The 22,560-nt window shown below is 37.4% G+C and carries 12 protein-coding genes and 1 tRNA gene; 2 read left to right on the top strand and 11 right to left on the bottom strand.

The features are described from left to right. Positions 1-59: 59 nt before the first annotated feature. Positions 60-2,054: a glutamine--tRNA ligase/YqeY domain fusion protein gene (locus ACB104_RS06090; protein ID WP_370477393.1), complete on the bottom strand. Its 1,995-nt coding sequence runs from the start codon at positions 2,052-2,054 to the stop codon at positions 60-62. 108 nt (positions 2,055-2,162) lie between these two features. Between ACB104_RS06090 and folB the strand changes: the two genes are divergently transcribed. After that, entirely contained in the window at positions 2,163-2,525 is a 363-nt protein-coding gene (gene folB, locus ACB104_RS06085; protein ID WP_370477392.1) for a dihydroneopterin aldolase, read from the top strand. 48 nt (positions 2,526-2,573) lie between these two features. Beyond that, positions 2,574-2,644: transfer RNA gene (locus tag ACB104_RS06080), tRNA-Cys, on the top strand. 48 nt (positions 2,645-2,692) lie between these two features. Here ACB104_RS06080 and ACB104_RS06075 read toward each other — a convergent pair. The 10 genes from ACB104_RS06075 to ACB104_RS06030 all read right to left on the bottom strand — a co-directional run bounded on the left by ACB104_RS06075 (position 2,693) and on the right by ACB104_RS06030 (position 22,520). Beyond that, positions 2,693-4,717, bottom strand: a complete 2,025-nt coding sequence (locus ACB104_RS06075; protein ID WP_370477391.1) for a tetratricopeptide repeat protein — start codon at positions 4,715-4,717, stop codon at positions 2,693-2,695. A gap of 167 nt (positions 4,718-4,884) precedes the next feature. After that, positions 4,885-5,565: a LysE family translocator gene (locus tag ACB104_RS06070; protein ID WP_370478059.1), complete on the bottom strand. Its 681-nt coding sequence runs from the start codon at positions 5,563-5,565 to the stop codon at positions 4,885-4,887. Positions 5,566-5,672: 107 nt separating this feature from the next. Continuing rightward, positions 5,673-7,961: a beta-glucosidase BglX gene (gene bglX / locus ACB104_RS06065; RefSeq protein ID WP_370477390.1), complete on the bottom strand. Its 2,289-nt coding sequence runs from the start codon at positions 7,959-7,961 to the stop codon at positions 5,673-5,675. Between the two features lie 202 nt (positions 7,962-8,163). Further along, positions 8,164-11,910, bottom strand: a complete 3,747-nt coding sequence (locus ACB104_RS06060) for a glycosyl hydrolase (RefSeq protein WP_370477389.1) — start codon at positions 11,908-11,910, stop codon at positions 8,164-8,166. An 87-nt stretch (positions 11,911-11,997) separates the two neighbouring features. Continuing rightward, positions 11,998-13,380: a T9SS type A sorting domain-containing protein gene (locus tag ACB104_RS06055; protein WP_370477388.1), complete on the bottom strand. Its 1,383-nt coding sequence runs from the start codon at positions 13,378-13,380 to the stop codon at positions 11,998-12,000. Positions 13,381-13,750: 370 nt separating this feature from the next. Then, a complete protein-coding gene (locus ACB104_RS06050) occupies positions 13,751-14,677 on the bottom strand; it encodes a glycoside hydrolase family 17 protein (RefSeq protein ID WP_370477387.1) in 927 nt (308 codons plus the stop codon). A gap of 19 nt (positions 14,678-14,696) precedes the next feature. After that, positions 14,697-16,262: an MFS transporter gene (locus ACB104_RS06045; protein ID WP_370477386.1), complete on the bottom strand. Its 1,566-nt coding sequence runs from the start codon at positions 16,260-16,262 to the stop codon at positions 14,697-14,699. A gap of 27 nt (positions 16,263-16,289) precedes the next feature. After that, positions 16,290-17,780 (bottom strand): glycoside hydrolase family 30 protein, encoded by a 1,491-nt coding sequence (locus tag ACB104_RS06040; protein ID WP_370477385.1) that lies wholly within the window; start codon positions 17,778-17,780, stop codon positions 16,290-16,292. Between the two features lie 12 nt (positions 17,781-17,792). After that, positions 17,793-19,061 (bottom strand): glycosyl hydrolase family 17 protein, encoded by a 1,269-nt coding sequence (locus tag ACB104_RS06035; protein WP_370477384.1) that lies wholly within the window; start codon positions 19,059-19,061, stop codon positions 17,793-17,795. Between the two features lie 3 nt (positions 19,062-19,064). Continuing rightward, the gene (locus ACB104_RS06030; protein WP_370477383.1) at positions 19,065-22,520 is read right to left on the bottom strand and encodes a 1,3-beta-D-glucan phosphorylase, GH149 family; all 3,456 of its coding nucleotides are present in this window, start codon (positions 22,518-22,520) and stop codon (positions 19,065-19,067) included. Positions 22,521-22,560: the final 40 nt, after the last annotated feature.

Here is a 22,560-nt window from a genome sequence, read left to right as displayed (position 1 = left end):
TAGTAGTTAAATGTAGCTAAAATTTCTATATAGCGTTTATTTTTAACACATTGCGAAAATTAAATGGACCGGGCCACAGCAACCAAAAGTTCATTATTGTCCTCTAAGGCTTTGGTGATAAACTCTTCTATTTCATCATTTTTTTCAAGGCCTTTTGCCAATAAAACGCCAAGTGCCAAAGCAACAGCAATTCGAGTTCCTACCTTTTTTTCTGCGGTATTAAAAAGTGGTTGCAATTCATCATAAGTCACGTCGTTAGCCAATTCTTGTATTTCAGCTTTCACTTTTTGCTGTTTGGCTTCTGGTAAATTGGTGTATTTCTTTCCCAACTGCTGAATAACATCAATAGACTTTCGTTGGGGCGGCTTATTTTGTCTGGTATTTTGTTTTTCGGCCTGTGGCTTTGGAGCCTGTTTTGCCCAAGAATCCCTTAAACCGACGGTTTTGTTGAATATCAATTTTTCAGTAGTGCTATCATTATCCACATTAAAATAGCCCAAACGTTGAAACTGGAACCTATTACCTACTTTAGCCTCTTTTAAACTTGGCTCAACATAAGCTTCAATGGTTTTTAAGGAATTTGGATTGAGGAATTCCATAAAATCTTTGTCCTGATGGGCATCAGGCGCCTCATCCATAAAGAGTCTGTCATATTCCCTAACCTCCGCTTTTATGGCATGCTGAATGGAAACCCAATGCAATGTACCTTTCACTTTTTTGGAGGTGTCTTCGGAATAAGTACAATGAATTTCTTCAATATTGCCTTTAGCATCTTTTACAACACGTTCTGCCTTTATGATGTAGGCGTTTTTAAGACGCACTTCTCCCCCTAATTTCAACCTAAAAAACTTATTGCTTGCTTCCTCTTTAAAGTCTTCCTTTTCAATGTAAAGTTCCCTTGAAAAAGGTACTTTTCTAAAACCGGCACTTTCATCCTCTTGATTGTTTTCGGCATCCAACCATTCAACTTTACTTTCCGGATAATTGGTAATAACCAATTTTACCGGGTCTAAAACAGCCATTACACGTGGTGCGGTTTTATTTAAATCTTCGCGAATACAAAACTCTAAAAGCGATACATCAATAACGTTGTCTCGTTTAGCCACACCAACAGTTTCAACAAATTTTCTTAACGATGCTGGTGTATACCCTCTTCGGCGCAAGCCCGAAATGGTAGGCATTCGGGGGTCGTCCCAACCAGAAACAATACCGTCTTCAACCAATTTAAGCAGTCTGCGCTTACTCATAATGGTGTAGCTTAAGTTTAATCGCGCAAACTCACGTTGTTTGGGCCTAAGCTTATCGACATCAACAACTTGGTCTAAAAACCAATCGTATAGTTCTCTGTGCGGTTTAAATTCCAACGAACATAAACTGTGCGATATCTGTTCAATATAATCGCTTTCACCGTGGGTCCAATCGTACATGGGGTAAATACACCAATCGCTTCCCGTTCTGTGGTGCGACTTTTTAAGAATACGATACATTATGGGGTCGCGCATCAACATATTGGGGTGTTGCATATCTATTTTGGCGCGTAAAATATGTTCACCTTCATCAAACTCACCCTTTTTCATACGCTCGAACAAGTCGAGGTTCTCTACCACACTCCTATTTCTGTATGGTCCGTCTATGCCTGGTTGCGTTGGTGTTCCCTTTTGTTCGGCCATGGCTTCGCTGCTTTGTGAATCTACGTAGGCCTTTCCTTCCTTTATCATGCTAACAGCCCAATCATAAAGTTGCTGAAAATAATCGGAAGAGAACAGTTCCTTATCCCATTTATAGCCCAACCAAGCTACATCTTCTTTTATGGCATCAACATATTCCTGCTCTTCCTTGGCGGGATTTGTATCGTCAAACCTGAGGTTTACCGGGGCATTGTAATATTCGCCCAACCCAAAACTAATGCCTATGGCCTTGGTATGACCAATGTGCAAATAACCATTTGGCTCTGGTGGAAAACGAAACCGTAGTTCATTTTTAGACATTCCATTTGCTAAATCTTCCTCTATAATTTGCTCAATAAAATTGAGTGATTTTCTTTCTTCAGTCATAAGAATTACTAAGATTGCTTTTGATAAAACAGAAACCACTGCTGTTAAACCAATTATTGTGCAAAATTAGGTAATTTTACTCTATAATTGAGATTTAAATAAGCCAATATGGGAATAATAAAAGTTGAAAATATAAGGGTATTTGCTTACCACGGTTGCCTAAAAGAAGAGACAAAAATTGGTAGCGATTACCGTGTTGACTTAGAGGTTGAAGCCAATTTACAAACTTCGGCAATTACAGATAAATTACATGATACGGTAGATTATGTTTTTTTAAACCGAGTGATTAAAGAGGAAATGGACATAGCCTCGCACCTACTTGAAACAGTTGCCAAACGTATTTTAAACCGTATTTTTAACGAAGACCAACTGGTAACCAAAGCTACAGTTTGGGTAAGCAAGCTAAACCCGCCCATTGGAGGCGATGTGGAACGGGTAACCATAAAAATGACCGAAACGCGCAAAAAGTGATTTTAACTATTGAAAAGTCTGAATTTTTTTTACATTTGCAGCTATAATGGCGTCATGGCCGAGTGGCTAGGCAGAGGTCTGCAAAACCTTCTACAGCGGTTCGAATCCGCTTGACGCCTCAAAAAAACTCCTTTGATTAGCAAAGGAGTTTTTTTATTTACTTACCATCACAATTCTATCCATTTCAATTCATTTCTAGCATGGTATTCTTTCAGTTTGGTTTTTAGCAATTGTTCCTTGGTTATCTTTTCATCATTAAACTTTTTTATTGTGTTTTGAAACCACTCCTCCCCTCTTAGATTGTCCCAGAACGGATCGTGCATTAAAACCAATCTAAAAAACCTTCCTCTTTCACCAAATTCCCATGATTTCTTTAAATAATCATAGGCCGTTTCTTTATCATTTTCATATGCAGCGAAAGCGCCTAAATCATAATACCCTGGTTGCTTAATGCCAGTCATTTCTTGCTTTTCAAGATTGCTCAATAACATATTCTTGAATGTTTTGAGGTTTTTTACTCCTTCTTCGGTCTTACCTATTTGTAGCTGAGCGTAGGCTAATCGCTGCAAGCTCTCATATACGTGAACAGTGTCCCTTTCTTCAACTAATTCTTTATCTTTTAAGTAATAGGTTTCTGCTAAATCGTAATTTTTCAAAAAGAAATTCGCATAGGCCATGTACCAATGGTGATTCTCTGAATCAATAGCGTTCCATTTATCCACATAATTTAGGGTTTCTTCAAACTCAGAATTTATTAAACTCACCCAACACAATCCTGCAATAATGCCAGTAGAATTAGGATATTTTTCGAGAGCTTCTTTAAAATATTTCTCTGAGAGGTTAGAATCAATATCAGCAAACATATTGCCCATGGCATAATAGTACCATTCCTCTGAATCGTCCGGTTTATTTACCGAAAGCCATTTTAAAATGTAATCGATACCTTTACTGAATTCACCAAAATTTAAATAGTGAATTCCTAGAGAGTATGAAATATAAACGTTATTCGGGTCGTATTGCAAACCAAGATTTAGATTTGCTTCTTGTTTATCGAATTCAAATAGGTCATGATATATATACGATCTATTTAGGTAAGACCAAGCATCGGCCGGGTCTAATTTGATGGCTTTATCCAATATAACCAGTGCTGAATCTGCCCATATTTTTTTTTGTGCACCAAATTCCTTTAATCTATACGTCAAATGGCCAAGGTAACGATAAGACCAAGCAAAGTTAGAATCTAAAGTAATAGCCTTCTTTACCAGATTACTAGCCTTATCAATTTCGTCTTTAGTCTGCCAATCTTTACTAGTTGCCTTTAAAAAAAGGTCATAGGCTTTGAGGTTTGCCGTTGGAGCATTTTCTATAATTTGTCTTTCTTCGGTAGTTAGAATAACTTCAAGGTTTTCCGCAATGGTTTTAGCTATCTCGCTTTGAACTGTAAATATATCGCTTATATCTCGGTCATAATTGTTTGCCCAAATCCTGTTTTCTTTTTCTCCCGCAATAAGCTCAACGTTTATCCTTACATTATCGCCAACCTTTTGCACGCTACCAGCCAACACATTTGCCACTTCAAGATTAGTGGCTATTTCATAGATATTTGGACTATTATCATTTCGATAGCGTTCAACCGAGGTCCGTGAAACCACTTTTAAGTCCCTAATCCTGGATAAATTATTGAGAATAGCTTCCATTACCCCATCAGAAAAATATTCGTTTTCCTTGTCGCTACTCAAATTTTTAAACGGAAGTACCGCAATAGATTTTTGAGGAAACATTGAGGCTTGAGAAACAGTTTTCTGTGCTATTTTTACTTCATTTTCATCATAAAACTTGAAATAAATAAACTGCCCTATCAATAATAAAAATAAAACGCCTAAAGTAAGGTTTCCTGTGAAAGGCTTTCTTTTATGGGCAGGTAATGGGTTGTTTTCAGCTTCTGGAGATGACATTTTAACAATGCCATCGGGGCTCAATTCAAAAGCCCAGGCAAGTACCAAGGCAACAGGAAAACCCAAAATTACAAAAACGATGACTGCCGTTATCATCCAATCGGGGAGATTAAGATGGGGGAAGGTTATACCCACTATCTGTATAATCAACCAGCTGGTTATGGCATATACAGTTGCCACCTTATAGACTTTTCGGCGCTTTAGTTCTTTGAAAAAGTTAGTAAGCTTACTGCCCATGTGAAATATTTAGTTTGTCTGTCATTAAATATAACGAAATATTGCTTTAGTTTAAATGAACTTATTTAGAATATAACTTATGCGTTTTTGGACAAAGTGGATTTTGTGTCCATTGATGTGCTGTGGGTATCAATAAAATCCATAAAAAAATAAAGTGTTTTATTGGGTTACTTAATCGGGCTCATTTGCTCCAATTTATCCTGTAACAATTCCTTTTCCTTGGGGAAAAAGCCTTGTACCAAAAGCAGTACGCCAAAACCCAAAATAACCAAAGCTATTATTTTTTTGGTTTTAAAAATAAGTCGAGGTGTTAACCTGTTTTTAAGCTTTTTGGCTATAAGTATTTTAACCAAGTCTACTAAAAAATAAACCACCAAAATGGTGCTCAAAAAAACCACCACACCATCTTTGGAACTGGTTAATGAGTTAGCCAAGACTATAAAAGCCACCCAACCCAACAGCACCCCAATATTGATAAAGTTTAGCAAAAACCCTTTAAGGAAAAGTTTTCCGTAGCCCTTTTTAATTTCAATTTTATGGTATTCCTTAAGTATGGCCCGAAATGATTTTGATGTTTTTATAAAGGAAATTATCCCGTAGGCTACCAACAAAACACCTCCAAAAATTAGAAAATTGGGGTCGTCTTCAATCTTATCCAAAAGCTTGCTTGTACTAAAAAAGGCAACCAAAATGAATAAAATATCGGCCAATATAACGCCCAAATCAAAGATTAAAGCACTTCTAAATCCTTTTGTAGCGCTGGTTTCCAAAAGCACAAAAAACACCGGCCCAATGGTAAAAGCAAGAATAATTCCAAAAGGAATGGCCGTTAAAATATCATCAAACATCATTGTGGCATGGTTTCAATACAAAGTAAGGAAAAAAGGCGTGTTTAAACAAAAACACACCTTTTTAAAACAACCATTTAAATTAAACTAAACGAAATTAACTTCCACTATAATTGAAAACTGCCTTTTAAATCAGCTTGGGAATTTCCACCAACAAACACATTGAACTCTCCTGGTTCTAGAATAAATTCACCCTCATTATTAAAAAACCCAAGTTCTAACTCTGTTAAAACGAACTCTATTGTTTTAGTTTGATTTGGCTCCAATTCTACCATCTCAAAACCTTTTAGCTCTTTAATAGGCCTTGTAACTCTGGCAAACAAATCATGAATGTACAACTGAACAACTTCTTTGCCTTTAACTTTTCCTGTATTCTTTAAATCAACAGAAACCTTAACTGAGTTATCTGAAATTTTTTCAACTTTTAGATTACTGTAAGCAAAAGAGGTATAACTTAATCCATAACCAAATGGATATAAAGGCGCATTGCTCTCATCTATGTAATGGGACCAGAACACATCATTGGACGCAGGAAGGGTAGGGCGTCCTGTATTTTTATGATTGTAATAGATAGGAATTTGACCAACATTTCTTGGGAACGTCATAGGTAATTTTCCACTCGGATTATAATCCCCATAAAGTACTTGAGTTATAGCATTTCCGCTTTGAGTTCCTAAATGCCATGCTTCAACTATAGCAGGTATATGCTCATCAGCCCAAGGTATTGCTAAAGGTCGCCCATTGTTTAATACCAAAATAATATTTTTATTTACAGCATATATTGTTTCCAACAATTCTTGTTGTAAGCTAGGCAATCCAATATCTGCTCTGCTTCTGGCTTCCCCACTTTGGAAGGCGTGTTCTCCCAAGACCATAACCACCACATCACTGTTTTTTGCTGCTTCAATTGCTTCAGGAAAACCACTCCTGTCCTTAGTGTTTATATTTAACTCCGAAGTGAATTTTGCTTCTCCATAAACAAAATCGGCACCTTTAGCATAGGTTAAATCGTTATTTGGATATTGTTGCATCCCTTCCAATATAGATACGGCCGTATTATCTTCTGCAGCAAGTCGCCAGCTTCCCAAAGGACTTGTTTTGTCTGATGCCAATGCGCCTATCAATGCTATTTTTAGGCCTTCCTTTTTTAACGGCAATAATTGATTTTCGTTTTTTAAGAGGACTATTGATTTCTTAGCCATATCCAAACAGGCTTCTTGAATTTCCTTGCAACCTATAACTTGCTTTTCTCTAGCCTCATCGCAATATTTATAAGGGTCGTCAAAAAGGCCTAATTCAAATTTCACTCTTAAAATACGGCTTACTGCGTCATCAATTAACGATTCATCAACCTTGCCGTCTCTGACCAATCCAGCCAATTCTTCCACATAGGCGTACGATTCCATGTCCATATCAGACCCCGCCTTTATGGCATATTCTGCAGCTTGTCTTTTATCTTTTGCAAAGCCATGTTTTACCATTTCTTTAATTGACCACCAATCTGAAACCACAAAACCATCAAACTCCCATTTGCCCTTTAAAAGTTCTCTTTGCAAGTATGCATTTCCCGTGGCAGGAATTCCATTCAACTCATTGAATGAATTCATAAAGGTTTTAACCCCAGCATCAAGCGCGGCTTTAAATGGTGGAAAAATGATGTTATTTAAAGTAGAACTACCTACATCCACCGCGTTGTAATCCCTTCCCGCCTCGGCAAAACCATAACCTGCCCAATGTTTGGCGCACGCCGCAACGGTGAATGGTGACGCCAAATCATTGCCTTGAAATCCTTCAACTCTTGCTACAGCAATTTTACTGCCCAAATACGTGTCTTCTCCAGCACCTTCCATAACCCGGCCCCAGCGTGCGTCCCTAGAAATATCAACCATGGGTGCAAAGGTCCAGTTGATCCCAGCGGCTGAAGCTTCCTTTGCCGCAACTTCTGCCGATTTCTTAATAGCCTTCAAATCCCAACTAGCAGCTTCCGCCAATGGAATTGGGCTCAAAGTTTTATAACCATGAATGACATCAAAACCTATAATTAACGGAATACCCAATCGTGTCTCCTCGACTGCTATTTTTTGAACTGCTCTTACATCCTTAACCCCTTTTACGTTTAGCATGGAGCCCACATAGCCTTTTCTAAGGTGTTCATATTTTTTTGCGGCATCACCATTGGTAGGTGTTGGGCCTGTAACATCCCAAAACCCATTGTATTGGTTCATTTGGCCAATTTTTTCTTCTAAGGTCATTTTAGACAATAAGTCGGATACTTTATTGTCAATTGATGCATCTGTATTTTCCATCCTCGTGTCCAAATCTGAATTCGCTTGCTTTTTACAAGCTAAAGCTAAAAAGACTAAGGCGCAAATACATATGTTTTTTAAATTATTCATCGCTAAACTTATATTTATAAATTATACCAAGATTCAATGTTATTCCATTGCGATTTTCTAAACCAAAATTCATTAAAACACGCTTTCGACATAAAATACAGAATTATTTTAAAACTTTATGGAAGCCAAATATTAGATTTGGAGAAAAGAAATGGGCGCGATATATCACCGCACCCACTCCATAACAAACAACTAAACTAAACTAATTTTTCATTAGCTTAAAGCTATTAATTCCTTGCTCTGTTTCTATTTGGGCAAAGTATAATCCTGTTTTTAAGTTTGATGCTTTTATTAATGTTTCATTAGTATTTGGTGAAAGTGTTAATACTTTTTTACCTGAAATGTCAAACACATTAATCGTTAATATTTTAATATCATTTGATCTCAATATCCAACTATCATTTGTTGGATTAGGGAAAACCTTAAAGGCCTTTAAAACATGTTTTTGGGTTGATAAACTGGCCACTTGCTGTACATCGTCAAAGTAAAAAGTTGAGGTGTTACTGCCATTTCCAGCGTTTCCGAAATCAAACATAAATACCAGGCTATCAAAATTGCTAACCCCAACTGCTGAAAAATCCCAACTTAAGGTCTCCCATCCACCAGAAACAGTTGTATAGGCGTCTCTTTCGGTGGCGTTACCCCTGTTGGCCTGTTCTTCCAATTTTATTTTTACCGTAGTCCCCACAGGTGCTTCAGTCCACAGCCTGAGCGTTAAATATTTTTTACTACTGAAGTTTAAACCTTCGTTAAGATTAATATAAACGCCTGCCCAAACTTGGCCTCCATCCCTTACAATCTTTGCTAAATTAGCACTGGTATTACCACTGCTTTGTGGTGCTTGAACTGCTTCTACAGTACCTGTGCCGCCATCAAAATTATTAAAGTCTGTTGTGGTTGGATCGGTTTCAAAATCAAATGGCAATCCAGTATTTTCGCCTATTGGTGTGCACTCAGAACCATCATATGTAAATGTCATTCTGCCAAGGTTAATCTCACCACCATCAGCAACCAATCTAAGGACATGTACACCAGCTGTAAGATCAATATTGCTCACGGCCTCGGTACTCCAATTGCCCCAATCACCAGTATAACTAAAAACAATATCTGGGCTAACTTTTACATTATCGATTTCAAAATAAATGGGGCCACCACCACTAGTATTACCACTCGCATAGCGTAGGTCTACATTATAGCATCCTGCTGTTTGAACATCAATGGTATATTCCATCCATTCTCCGTTAGAAATCCATCCCACAGTATCGCCTTCAGATACAATGGATACGGCATCAACATCCTCACTCGTTCTAAAATCTCCATTGTTGCCTGTTGAAGCATCGAAATAAGCGATATTTTGGCCGCTTCCCCCTTCAAATATATCATAATGGCCTGCTTCTATGGTACCTGGAATGGTTGATGGCGTTCCCGAATATGGCACCTGATCTCCTACCTGAATTGTGATTATATTGCTTACAGCAAAACCTGAGGAAGTGTATATTTTTGAGTACATATTATAAATTCCCAAGGCTAAGTTTCCTGTGTTATATTCATAAGGTGCAGTAGTATCATCCGCTAATAAAGTACCGTCATTATAAAATTCGACTTTTGTAATACCGCTTCCCGTCGTAACCGTTGATAAATTTGCAACGCCATTTTCTGATGTTTGATAAACATCTGAAGAGATGGTTCCTGCTACACCAACATCTTTACTTGTCGTCATGGAATTGGCTGGAACGTCCAACATAAAACCATCCGAAAAAGTAACTGATATGGGTGCATCTGAATAATTATGGGCCACATAAGTTTTATCGCCACCGTCATTAAAAACGGCAGCAATTGGGTAATTAGCGGTTATGCCAGCATCCAATTGCCCCATGGCGTTCATAGCGTGTAACCAGTGATATGTTTGTGCGTCCGAAATTCCGAACTTTAAAACTCTATCAGGATCTGCATTGTAAAGTGAAATTGCTTCAGCAGGATCTATGAATGAAAGATATTTCCAAATGGTGTCGTGCCATAGATTGGGATTGGTATCATTTGGATTTAAAATGCCAGTGTTAGCCTTCAATTCATCCCAAATAGTTTGAACATAAGCCGTATTTTGACCAAGATATAAGGAACCTCCATGCATCGGATACATTTCAATGACATAAGATGCTGTGATATCTCCAGTCCAAAATGTTTGATTGTCATAGGCATTCCCCCATACGCGCGATACCAAACTATAGGGATGTGACGGACTAAAGTTACGTTCATACATGTCTAGCCAATACTCTTCAATGGCTGTTTGTTCGGTTGTGTACAAATAAATTCCTAAATCGCGAATAGCATCATTCTCGGTTATAGTTCCCCAGTGAATCAACGATGAATTGAACTGCATACTTTCTGAAGTGGATTCTTGATCGTTGCCAAATGGGAATGTTGCGAAACCATTGGCCCAACAATGACCTGCATAAGGACTAAAATTTCTTAAGAAAGGAAATTGCGCATCGTTTCTATTTGATGATGCCGCATCCCTAACCAACAAGTTTACCATGTCTCCCCAATCGTTGGCCCAACCAGGTTCAAATTGCTCCATAAATGCTGCAGCGTGTATAAAATAGCCCCAATGAAAGTGATGGTCGTTAAGGTTATTATCTTGTCCATGCCCAGCAGGATAACCTAGCATGGCGGACCAATCGTTGTTGTAATAAAACAGAAAAGCCACCTCGCCCGCCTGATAGCTAAGCCAATCTTCTAAACGCTCCTTGATGGTTGCCACCATTTTATCTCTAGCAACAGTATTCCCCATTTGGTCTACAATTCTAGCTGTTTGAATCAAACGGTTCATTACCTGACCTTCATTATAAGAATCTGTCCATGTTGCTAAGACGTCATTTTCAATTTGAGCTATTTTTGTGTGTAAATCCGCGGGGCTGAAACTTGGGCTATAATTTGCCAAATTGGGCATTGTGGGAAGAATGCCTTTAAAAACATTTTCAGTAGTAAAGGAGTTGCCATCCAAAGTCTTTAATTCACCTCTAACGGTGCTGTAACTGTATCCCGATGGGGAAGGGGAACCAGAAGCTAAATTACTCCATTGGTGTGGCAATAAACCCAATAGCATGTTGGTATTTGAAACAGAGCCATCTTTCACATCAACAGATGCAATAAGAGTACTTGTTACAGCCGACGTACTTTCATTAAAACTCCATGAAACCTCGGTGTTGGTTGGAAAAACATAAGCATACTTTTTATATTCACTAGCAACAGTAGCCACGTTTGAGGCCGTTAGCGGAATCATGGCCATGGACCAATAATTATTCCCATTTAATGTTGATGTATACTTGTTTCCGTTTTGTGACCAGATGCTGCCCACAGGAGCATAGATAGCATAATCTGCACCTGCGCTTGCGTTTGCAACTATAATCATTTCATTGGAAATTGTTACAGCTCCAGAATTAATGATTATTTCAACAACGTCATTGCTATCTTTTTCAAAATATATAAATGGCATCCCTATACCAGACGTTGCATCTAAGCTATGCGAACCATCATCCCAATTCATGGTAACCGTCCAATCTGAATAATCTGAAACAGTGGCATTGGTTGCGCTTAGCCCTTGTAGACCAACAATAATAGGTGCGGAGTCACCGATAGGCCCCCAAGGAATATACGTAACTATTAGGCCCTGATTGGTTGTTTTCATGGTCATGGGATAATTAAACAAATTATCGGCATGATCAAATTTAATTAGCGAGGACCACCAGTCGTTTGTTGGAACAGGTTTTCCTAATGCATTTCCACTTAGTTGAGGAGTTCCCGAAGGAAAACCATTTCTTCCAGCAGAATCTGTTCCTGGAAAAATACTGGTATAACTACCACTTCCTACTGTAACTTGCGCATTTGACTGCCCTAAAAACATTAACAAAGCTAAAACTAACAATGTTGTGATTGATTTTACTTCCATAAAAAAGGGTTGAATTTTTGAAACCAAAAAGGCGCTGTTCAAAGCGCCTTTTCTATAAACAACTAAACTAAACAAGTTAACTACTGTTTACTGCTTAATAAGCTTGATGCTTTTAGCTCCAGTTTCTGTACTTATTTGTGCAAAATATAATCCTGATTTCAATCTAGACCCATCAATGGTCGCTTCGGCTTTCAATGGAGCTATTGACAATACTTCCTTGCCCATAACATCAAATACTTGAATAGATGTCATTTTAATGTCCTTGGTTTTAACCGTCCAACTATCTTGTGTTGGATTAGGGTAAAGGCTAAACGAAGCCAAGTCAAATTTATCAGTGCTAAGCGTTGTGTTTTTATGAACATACAAATTATCATACCACACTAAACTATTAAGATTAGAGGTAATTCCAAACTCTTTAAAACCATCAAAGGTGGATAAATCTACAGGTACATCCACAGATAACCAACTCCCTGCTACTAAAGCAGGAGAAGTAGCAATATTTAAAAGAACTTCTAATGCGGCGCCTCCTGGCTGTTGAACAAATTTTAAGTTAAACACAGAAGAGGTTAAGTCGGTGCCACCCTGTATGTAAATATCAACATGCAAATAAGTAAACGTAGAGGCATCAACACCTGCATCTAATACTATACCTTGACAAGGATTGTTTAAGTATTGTATTGTTGGATTACCATCAATCATAACTTCAGCTACAGATCCAGCACTACACCATCCAGCGTCAAAATTGCTGGCAACATCTGTATATGCATCACTATAAAGAGAAATTACATCAGTCGCCGCTCTTGCTGGGGGAGTTGGGGCTGCAATGGTAGGAGGTGATGGACAAGCGTTAGGGCAAGAGCCTCCGCAATCAACACCCGTTTCATCTCCATCTTGAATACCATTTGAACATGTATCTGAACTAGCTGGCCCAGAAATATTATCTACGTAAAAGGTTCTTTCGTCAGCAGATACCTCAGCAAAAGCTGTAGCTCCTGGCGCCCAATATGCATGAATTACAAAACCATTATAAACACCATTTGCCATAGCCGCCTTTCCGTCCAAAGAAGTATTGAAGGTAAACGAAAGTGTTTGCCATGTGTTGTCACCATTATGAGTAACAGCAGCTGCGGCTTCAGCACCAGTACCATCATTAACTTTAACCAAAAAAGTGATAGCCGTGGCCGACTTAACATCTATTGTCATAGTTTGGGTGCTCGTTAAATCAACGTCTGTTGTTAAATTCAGATTGATTCCTTGCCAAATTTCTCCAGCAGAGTTGGCTATAAATTCTGCAACCTTAGTTCCATTGGTGCCTGCATCGGTAATAAGGTTAACTTGCAAAGCATTGCCGTTTCCGAAAACCCCACCGTCGAAACCGCCACTTTCTCCATCCTCAAAACCTAATAATAGATCTTGGGAGAACCCAAAAGAGGCGATTAAAAAAGATAGTAATAATGTAAATTTTTTCATAATAAATAGTTTTAGATTAATGTTTAAATTCTTATTCTTAATTCCGTTACGTTGTGTTCCAAAGATAGATGGAGATAATTAATATATTCCTATAAGTCACCCATACAAAAAGCATACATTTTAAAATATTAATGTATTTTTTGAGAATCCTTTAAAAAACCTTTTAATAACAGTGCTTTTCAACAGATTTAGACTTGTAAACATTGCGGCAAAAACATGTTACAATTTAGCCTTGTTGTGGTCATGTTGTGGTGGCAAGACCATCTGTTTGCAAAAAGTTTTTCTTTAGCCGAAAACTTAATAGATATTAGAAGTTTCCAAACTATATTTTAAATCGAATAAATTAGCCTAATCGCCTGACTTTTAAAAGCTAAACGAATAGCTTTTTATTTTTAAAAACGATTGGTGTACTATAAAATTTAGGCTTTTCATTTTTGTCCCATAGCCCCCAATATGCACCTACGTCACCCTCGGCACCAACTTTCCAAGATTCGTCAAATGAGGAAAAGTAAAATATATCTATGTTATCTTCTTTAGACCACAACTGTGTATTAATAAAATACTTCATGGCATTTTCGGTTGAAGGCATAGCACCGCTTAAGCCTTCCCCCTGACTTGGCCATCCCGTTTCTGTAATGATTACTTTTTTACCTTTAGCCGCTTTCATTGCTTGGTGAAACATGTCCTTCATATAAATTAAAGAATACTCAATACTACAACCCTCCCAATATGGGTAACAATTAGCCAAAATAACATCGCAAGCCTCTGTTATCTTTGGTCTTTTGGTGAACTCATAATATGCATCTACATAACCAACTGGCACCTGAGTAAGATTATTTTTAACATCCTTTATAAAGGCCAATAATTCCTCTTCCGTTAAGTCTCCTCGATACATTACCTCATTACCTACTGCGGCAATATCCACGCATCCTTTGTTAGCTAAATTCTTTAAACCTTCTATTTCCTTTTTGTTAATTTCAGCATCATTTCCAAGCCAAGCGCCAACTAGAGTTTTCATGCCCATTTCTTTGGCGATTACAGGAATTAGCTCGTTACCTTCAGTACATGAAAACGACCTCACCCATTTTGTATAAGGTTTTAAAATAGTTAATCGTCTTCTTATTTGTTCTTCTGACAACTGATTTCCAGGTTCTTGTCCTTCTTCATATGGGCTAAAGCACAAACCGTGCATACCATTTTTAAGCACTCTTTTAAAATAATTCTGTAATCCCTTTAAGGTTTTGTTATCGAGGTTTTTCCCTGATAACGCCATAATTTTATCAGCTCTGTACGACATAGTATTTAGATATTAAATTTTAAAGTTCTCCTCTTCTTTTTACCAATTCCGCCTTTATCTCCCTAGCCTTTGCTTCATTTAAGCTATATTTCCACATGACAAACATGGCCATTGCGGCTGTTGTTGCAGGAACTATAATATCTGCGATTCTGAGACGCGTCATAGTTTCAATAGCCTGCTCACTGACATTTTGATCAAAACCAACAATTTTCAAAATCACTCCGCTTAATATAATTGCTAAGGCCTGTCCTAACTTCACCATCCACCAATAAATGGCTCCAAAAGTTCCTTCTTTACGGGGCATTCCGTTTTTTAACTCATCTAGATCACAAACATCTGCAGTCATACTCATCATCAATGTAAATAGACCGCCCATACCGAAAGCAAATAAAGGTATTGGCAAAAATATTAACCACGGGATACCATTGCTAGTATCAACACTAAACCAAGATATTCCAGCGCTTTCTAGATAAGGGTTTAAAAAATCAAATATTGAAGTCACTCCTCTGTTTAAGGTTTGTCCAAATGATGTTTGATTAAATCTATCATTAAGTTCAATATTAAAACCCCACCATTTGAGTATATATCCTATGATTGACAGAAACGTTGAAATTAAAAATGCATTCCTTTTACCCCATTTTGTAGCCATTTTAGAAATAATAGGAATAACCACAAAAGCGGTTAACATGGCATTAAGTGTATTAAACCAAGCAGGCCAAGTTCCAGCTTGTTCCCAACTTCCTTGATTCATATAAAACACTATTATGAAAACAGAAAAAGCAGCTACGAGTTGAAACCCGTTGAAAACTAAAAAAGTTGCTCCACAAAGTTTCATGAAGGGTTTGTTTTTAGAAACCTGCTTTATCCCCTTTACCAATTCCTTCATGTTGGATGCAAGGGTCTTAAAGTTAATTTCTTGTCTGTTCTCCATATTGGCAGAATCTATACCTCTACAAAAAATAGCCGGCAAAATACCAAACAAAATACAAACACCCCCAACAAGTACAGCCATTGTTCTTACACCTTGAGCAGGGTTTTCAAACGTATTCACATCCGGAATAATAACATATAACCAAGGCACTATCATCCAGGCTATTTGGCCCATGGAATTTGCCAAACTCATAAGTCTGGTTCTTTCATTATAATCCGATGTCATTTCATATCCTAAACCGACAAGAGGTGTTGCAAACATGGTATTACCAACAAGGAATAGGATTTGTAAAATCATTACATACCAAAAATTAAATGTCTGTGACGCATTTTCATCTAGCTGCCACATCAGAATGAAAAGTATTCCGCTAATAATCGCGCCACTAAATATGTAAGGCCTTCTTCTTCCCCATCTGGACTTTGTATTATCAGATATAAAACCCATTATGGGATCTGTAAGTGCATCAAAAATTCTAGGTAAACCTCCTAAAAGACCAGCCCAAACGGGATCCATGCCGAATGCCGTTAAAATGAATACTTGAAGGTAAACACCCAATACACCAGGCAAAAGATTAAGAACAAAGTGTCCAGCACCAAAGGCGGCCTTTTGTCCAACGGGAACTTTATCTCGAGCTGCTGTTTTTATTTTTGACATAATATTAATTTATTTAGTTAATAGTATTTATCTTTTTGAAATTATAATTGTTTGAATGGCTTGTGCGTCTATTGTTATCTCAACACTCTCTTTACCTAACGATAGGTTTATGGCTTTTGGGGTTTCAAATTCATTGAAAAGCACTACGGCAATGGAACCATCAGGGTTTTGTGCGGCTGTTGCCATAAGCGTATCATCAGAGTTTTCCAATCCTATAATTTTTGCTTCAGGTCTTATATATTTGCTAAAATGAGCCATGGTATAATAGAGCGGTGTAAAGTAGATTTCATCAGCCACAGGGTCAACAATTACTGGAGCTACACACCAGTTTTCAAACCAATTTGGCCCTCCTTGTTTATCTAGCAACATATTCCAATCTACCCAACCATCTACCCAATTATTTAGGCAACCAATAATATCCCTTGCATAACGGTTTATCGGCGAATATTTGGGATGGAGATATTTCTCTTCGTCTGAAGCCCAATCCCAACCCCAATCCGTAGCTTCCTTTTTCCAATACCATGCATCGTCATTCCAATGAGGTATTTCAGAATCGACGCAACCTTCAGTCTCAATCAAATATTTATCTGGAGCCTTGTTGTGGGCATATTGCAAGGCTTCAGGAAAATAATCATAGGTGCTTTCATACCAATGTATTGCTGTTCCATCAAAATATTTTGAGGAAGCTTTATCACGATACATCTCATCTACCCATTCCTTTAACCCTGCTCTATTTTGATCATACCCTAAAATAATCTTATCGCCATATCCATCTGTCTCTAATTTTGGTCCCAAGTGAAATTGCACAAAATCGGTCATTTCTTTAGGAGTAAAATGCATACTTTCCCAATTATTGCCATTTCCGTGGGGTTCATTTTCAACAGTGAATCCCCATATCTCAATACCTTCAGACTTGTAGGCCTCCAAATATTTTGAAAAAAACAAAGCCCATGTTTCGTAATACTTTGGAAGAAGTTTTCCTCCAACCCAATGTTTATTGTCCTTCATCCACGGTGGAGCTGTCCATGGTGATGCGAATATTTTAAAGCCATCTTCTGATACAGCCATGGCATCCTTTATCATGGGGATTAAATCGTCTCTATCATCTTCAATTGTAAAATGGTCTAGATTTATATCGTCTTCCACCGGAGCATAAGAATATTGGCCGAGCGAGAAATCGCAAGAATTCATATGCGTTCTTGTCAAAGAGTACCTTGCTCCCTCCTTGGCAAAATAAGCCTGTATAATAGTGTCCCTATTTTTTTTGCTGAGTTGGTTTAACAGATAAGCAGAGGACTCGGTAAAGGCCCCTCCAAACCCCGTAATGGTTTGAAAAGTTTCATTAGGATTTATTTTAATATTTACCAAGGAGTCGACTTCTTTGAACTCTGTAAGCTTGGTAAGCTTACTACCTTTTACAGATGTTTCAAAAACTTCAACTTTCAACTGTTTTTTGGTTTCATTACAGCTCATTGTAACTAAAAAAAGTAAAACGATATATAACTTTGTTAACTTCATTTTTAATTTGAATTATTGATGCGCTATACTAAATTCTTCGGGTGTAGGTGGCACCAAAACCTCTTTCTTAAGCGCGTCTTTATCTCCATTATATGTTTTTGTAATATGCTTTCCGTTACGGGTTAAACCGTCAAAAAGACCTTTATCAACCAAATCCCAAATGGCATATTTTGCTTCCCCGTTTATCTTGAATAAACCAAAATGGTTTTCAGAACCCATCGTATTTCGAGCATCTTTCCATTGTTCATCAAAAGCTTCAAAATAAAAACAAGAGATGTTGCTTTTTATGGTCCAATCCCTTATTAATTCGTAATAGCGCCCAGATTTATACTCATCGCATGCTCTGGATCCTTCTACACCATAGTGACCGTCCGACACGGTTGCCCATCCTGTTTCCCCAATGTGTATGGGTTTATTTACCCCTAAACTTTTCATGTGGTTTGAAACGCTATCATATTGCTTTTGTGCAAATTTTAAAGAACGCTGCATAGCCGATTCTATCTTTTCTTCATCGGAAAGTCCTTCTTCATTTTCGGGCACTAACCAAAAAGTTGGATTGTAGTGCGAATTGTGCATAGGGTAGGTGTGCATAGAAATATAGTCTACAGCCTTGATGAGTTCTTCCAAATCCTTGGTGTGATAACTGGAATCTCCACCGCCCCACGATGAAAAATCATCAGAACTGGTAATCCATAAGCTTTTAGGGAGTTCTCCTTTTTTCTTTAAATCCTGCAGGTAGTTTACCCATTTTAGTATAACATTCGGCCTAACAAAATAGTTTGTCGCCCAATTTACCATAGCCTCATTGCCTACTGCTATAATTTTAACAATATCCGGGTATTGCTTTGCTAAAGTTACCGCTCTATTAATTTCACCTTCGTTTTGCTCGCTTTCAATTTCGTGATTGGGAGTTTTGCCCGTCCAGGCATTTTTGCAATCTATCCATGCGCCCAACATTACGTACATTTCAAAATTTGGGTCTTCTAACTTCAATTCCTTAATGACCTTCAATAAATTGGGAACTTGTTGGAGCTGTACATTATACGTTCTTAAGATTTTAATTCCCATTGCTGCCAAAATCTTCATGTCTTCTTTAAGCTCTTTCATTGTTGGTTGCACATCGCGTGTTTTTTGCCTGTATCCACCATATGAAATAGCTATATAATTTTGATTTCCTAAAATGTCAGCAGCTGTAATTTGATTTTCTTGTTTTGGTGCTTTGTTACATCCTAACATCATGATTAAAATTGAAAGTGTTATATATTTCTTAAGCATTGACATTGCTTATCTTTTAATTGAAACCTCTATACGGTTTAGTTCTCCTTTTCTCTCAAAAATCGACTTAGAAATATCATGGCTTAACGTTAATTCATTAAACTCTAGATTTTCCCCATTGTTAAAATACACCCTTAACCTGCTCTCACCAGAAAGTTTATAAATAACCGGTACTTGGCAATAGGTAAAGCATAGTGTACTGGCTTCTAAATCAATTTCCTGATCCTCTTTATTAATATTTGTAAAATGAAATATTGACGGCTCGTTTAAAAACTCGTTCATTTGCAAGAGACTTGAATTGAACTTTATTTGCCCGTGTTCAACAAAAATTCCCAATTCACCAAATCGACTTAAAACATCTTCTTTTACTTGTCCTGTCATTCCAGGTTGTTGGGCTCCTTTAGTTGCAGGTGTATGTGAATAAGGATCTGTTGGGAATGCCCCGTACAATTCTGGTGATTTATGTACGCCGATACCAGCGTTTATTTCGTAATAATGGTCTAGAAGTTTACCAATAACTACTTCACTTTCTTTTGAGTTGATAGCCAACCAACAATTTTCTTGAACGGCAAGCAATAGTTTAGAAACCATGTGCCAGTAAATAGATCCTAAACCTTCATAACCAAAGAAAGTACCTGAGCGACCCGTAAAGGATTTGTGGTCAAAAATGTCCTCGAAAATTTGAAGCAATAAAGCTTTATCTTGTTCTACCAATGGCTGATATGCCATATCTAACTTTGAGAGCTCATCGTTTAGACTATTCGCATTATTGAAATTGCCGTTAAAATGGTAGTCCCCTTTAATGTCTTGTTCTATAACCCGCTTGTTTCCATTGGCTACCAAGGTTTTTAGAAGTTGTGATTGTTCTACTTTTTCAAATGGAATATTGTTCTTTTTATCAAATCGAGGCAATTCTTTGTTTGGGTACAAAATATAGCTGTATTGGTCTTCTCGAAACAGGGCGCTATTTTTTAAACCATCAAGTAAACTCAAAGCCTGACTAGGGGAGAGGTAACCCGAGCTTAAAACTGCTACTTGACCTTCCAACATTTCAGACAGATATGAGATTGAAACTTCCTCTTCATTTTCTACTGTCATTAAATTATAGGCATGATACATATTATCATGTCGCTTGTTAGCATCAATACTATGCTCCAAATACGCTTTAGCTAGCTCAATAAAACTGGAAATTTGTTCCAGGTTTAACAATGTTTTTTTATTAGAAAAGCCTTGGTTGTATATTTCTTCGCGGTAATTGCTTCCTGCAGTTCCCAAACCGTCTAAAACCGCTTTTCTGGACCTATCTGATATTTTACTAGACAAAATGGGCGCATTGGATTGTAGCGTTTTAAAGACTTCGTTGAAAAAAACAGCCAACTCTTGCGATATTTCAACTTCATTGATGTTGGCTTTTGAAACAACATTTTCAAAGAAATTTAAAAATCTGTATAGATAATACAGCGTAACCATGGAAACACCATTGCCAACCAAGGCGTTGTTGGCATCATTCCATTCTGGACGTTGAGTGTTTAGCCAAATACCGCCTTCTGGAATAAAGTTTGATATTTTTGACAACACTGTTGCCAACAATTTTTCCATCAAGTTAACGTGATGTATTTTCGCGTTTCTGTCTTCCAACAACGCACCATCGACCCCTAAAACATCTCTTTTATCATTGATTTTTGCATCCAACTTATGGTCAAAATCAATAGTGTCTTTTGGATTTTTTAAGGTGTCTCTGTAGTTCTTTATCTTGTATGGTACATTGGCATAAACAAACACATCTTGATTAAATCCTGTTTCTAATTTACCAGGGTAGTGGTCTTCAATAAATTCCAAGAATTTTAATAGGTAGATAATTTGATGGTCGCCCCAGTAACCAATGTAAGACCAAGGGTCGTGCTCTTCTATGACCTCCCAATCAAAACCATCCTTTGTAACTCGATACGGGTTATAGCCTTCAAAAGTCGTGGCATTTAAAAACTTGTGTATCATGCCTTCAATAAACTCAGGGTAGGAGTGAGCTAGCGCTTCCCAGTTCTGGAAAATATCGCGCCAATTGCCTTCGTAATCTAAAATCTTGGACCCATCTACTTCACTTCTTGTATTGATGGAAAATTTGTTCCAAGGTCTGCTCGGGTCACCATGTCTTCTACTAAATTTTAACGGCAAATATTCGAAACAGAGACGTTTAAAATCTTTGTTTTCATCTTGTTCTGCCAAATTCTGAACATCCTTTAAACTGAAATTTTTACTTAAATTATTTAAAACAGCTTCCTTTTCTCTAAAGACCTCCTTGTTCGCTTTGGAAATATATTTTATGAAATCTGATTTTTCAATGTTGTACCCATCATCAAAAATACCGCCTCGCATGATGTTGAAAAGTGTATTGGAAAAATGCCTGGTATTAATCAATGAATCTGCTGTTAGTTGCAATCCATCTGACGCACCAGTTAAATTGATGAGATTTTTTGTACCGGCATCAATATCCCTTTGAACTAAGCTGAACAGATTTTTTTCAGTTTTGATTGTTTCCGAAATTCGAACAACATCTGTGATGGATTGGTTAACATTGGCAACAAACATCCAATTCTTTTCAGATTTGGGCAGTAATTCAATTTTTGAAGAAATAAAATAAGCGCCTTTCTCGGCTTTTACATCTACCTCTTCTTGAATCTTTTCACCTCTTCTAAAATTGTCCAACTGAAGGGAAGACAATAAATGTGTTGCGTTTTCAATACCATGAGACCATACGGTATTTGCCTTTAGGGCCTCACTGGGCTCAGCTTTGTCAACAATTACGGCGCTTAATGCAAAAACACCTAAACCAGAATCCTTTTGGAGTTCGCTTTTCTTGTAAGCGTCAACCAAATTGCTTCTACTGTTTTGCAAATCTGAAGAAACACTTGCGGGTAAAATATTTTGCAAACCATCAAGTAGGGTAATCTCAACAGCATTTTCGTTGGTATTAATAAGGGTTGACTTTTTTACAAAGCCGAACTCGTTACTACTGTTCCATTTATACCTGAATGTTAACCCCAAGTCAATATTATGCTCTTCAAATACAATTTTATTTCCAAATTTGTTTTTGTAGAGATTGGTTTGGGTGTTATAGATACCCATTTGTCTGATTGAAAAGGGTTCCCAAATATGGCCTTTTCCATTTATTTTAACCTGAAAGATGGCTTTGCTGCCCGTGGTTTCGGCCATTTCGGTAATCTTATCGTCAGTATAGTAAGGAAAAAGGGCGTACTCTGCATTCTTGCGGCCAGCAGTTAAGCCTCCGTTACTTGAAATGAACATCCAGTGGTTTGAATCGCTTACAATGCTCATAAAAAATGGACGCATTTTATCGCTGTTCGAAATTTTGTAAAAATCTTCATTATTGAAGTTTACCAATTCTACTTTAACTGTATTATCATTTTTTGAAATCATTGCTTCGCTCATCTTTATAGTGGTCTCCATAGTTCTAATAAATTCATTTGTTGCTCTGAACTAACTTTAT

This window comes from Tamlana flava, assembly GCF_041287255.1.
Taxonomy (GTDB): domain Bacteria; phylum Bacteroidota; class Bacteroidia; order Flavobacteriales; family Flavobacteriaceae; genus Tamlana; species Tamlana flava.
Note: the sequence above shows the minus strand (reverse complement) of the source record. Positions and strands in the feature narration are given on the sequence as shown.

Coding starts and splice junctions, on each gene's coding strand:
- ACB104_RS06090 (WP_370477393.1), bottom strand. CDS start 2,054: ATGACTGAAGAAAGAAAATCACTCAATTTTATTGAGCAAATTATAGAG.
- folB (WP_370477392.1), top strand. CDS start 2,163: ATGGGAATAATAAAAGTTGAAAATATAAGGGTATTTGCTTACCACGGT.
- ACB104_RS06075 (WP_370477391.1), bottom strand. CDS start 4,717: ATGGGCAGTAAGCTTACTAACTTTTTCAAAGAACTAAAGCGCCGAAAA.
- ACB104_RS06070 (WP_370478059.1), bottom strand. CDS start 5,565: ATGTTTGATGATATTTTAACGGCCATTCCTTTTGGAATTATTCTTGCT.
- bglX (WP_370477390.1), bottom strand. CDS start 7,961: ATGAATAATTTAAAAAACATATGTATTTGCGCCTTAGTCTTTTTAGCT.
- ACB104_RS06060 (WP_370477389.1), bottom strand. CDS start 11,910: ATGGAAGTAAAATCAATCACAACATTGTTAGTTTTAGCTTTGTTAATG.
- ACB104_RS06055 (WP_370477388.1), bottom strand. CDS start 13,380: ATGAAAAAATTTACATTATTACTATCTTTTTTAATCGCCTCTTTTGGG.
- ACB104_RS06050 (WP_370477387.1), bottom strand. CDS start 14,677: ATGTCGTACAGAGCTGATAAAATTATGGCGTTATCAGGGAAAAACCTC.
- ACB104_RS06045 (WP_370477386.1), bottom strand. CDS start 16,262: ATGTCAAAAATAAAAACAGCAGCTCGAGATAAAGTTCCCGTTGGACAA.
- ACB104_RS06040 (WP_370477385.1), bottom strand. CDS start 17,780: ATGAAGTTAACAAAGTTATATATCGTTTTACTTTTTTTAGTTACAATG.
- ACB104_RS06035 (WP_370477384.1), bottom strand. CDS start 19,061: ATGTCAATGCTTAAGAAATATATAACACTTTCAATTTTAATCATGATG.
- ACB104_RS06030 (WP_370477383.1), bottom strand. CDS start 22,520: ATGGAGACCACTATAAAGATGAGCGAAGCAATGATTTCAAAAAATGAT.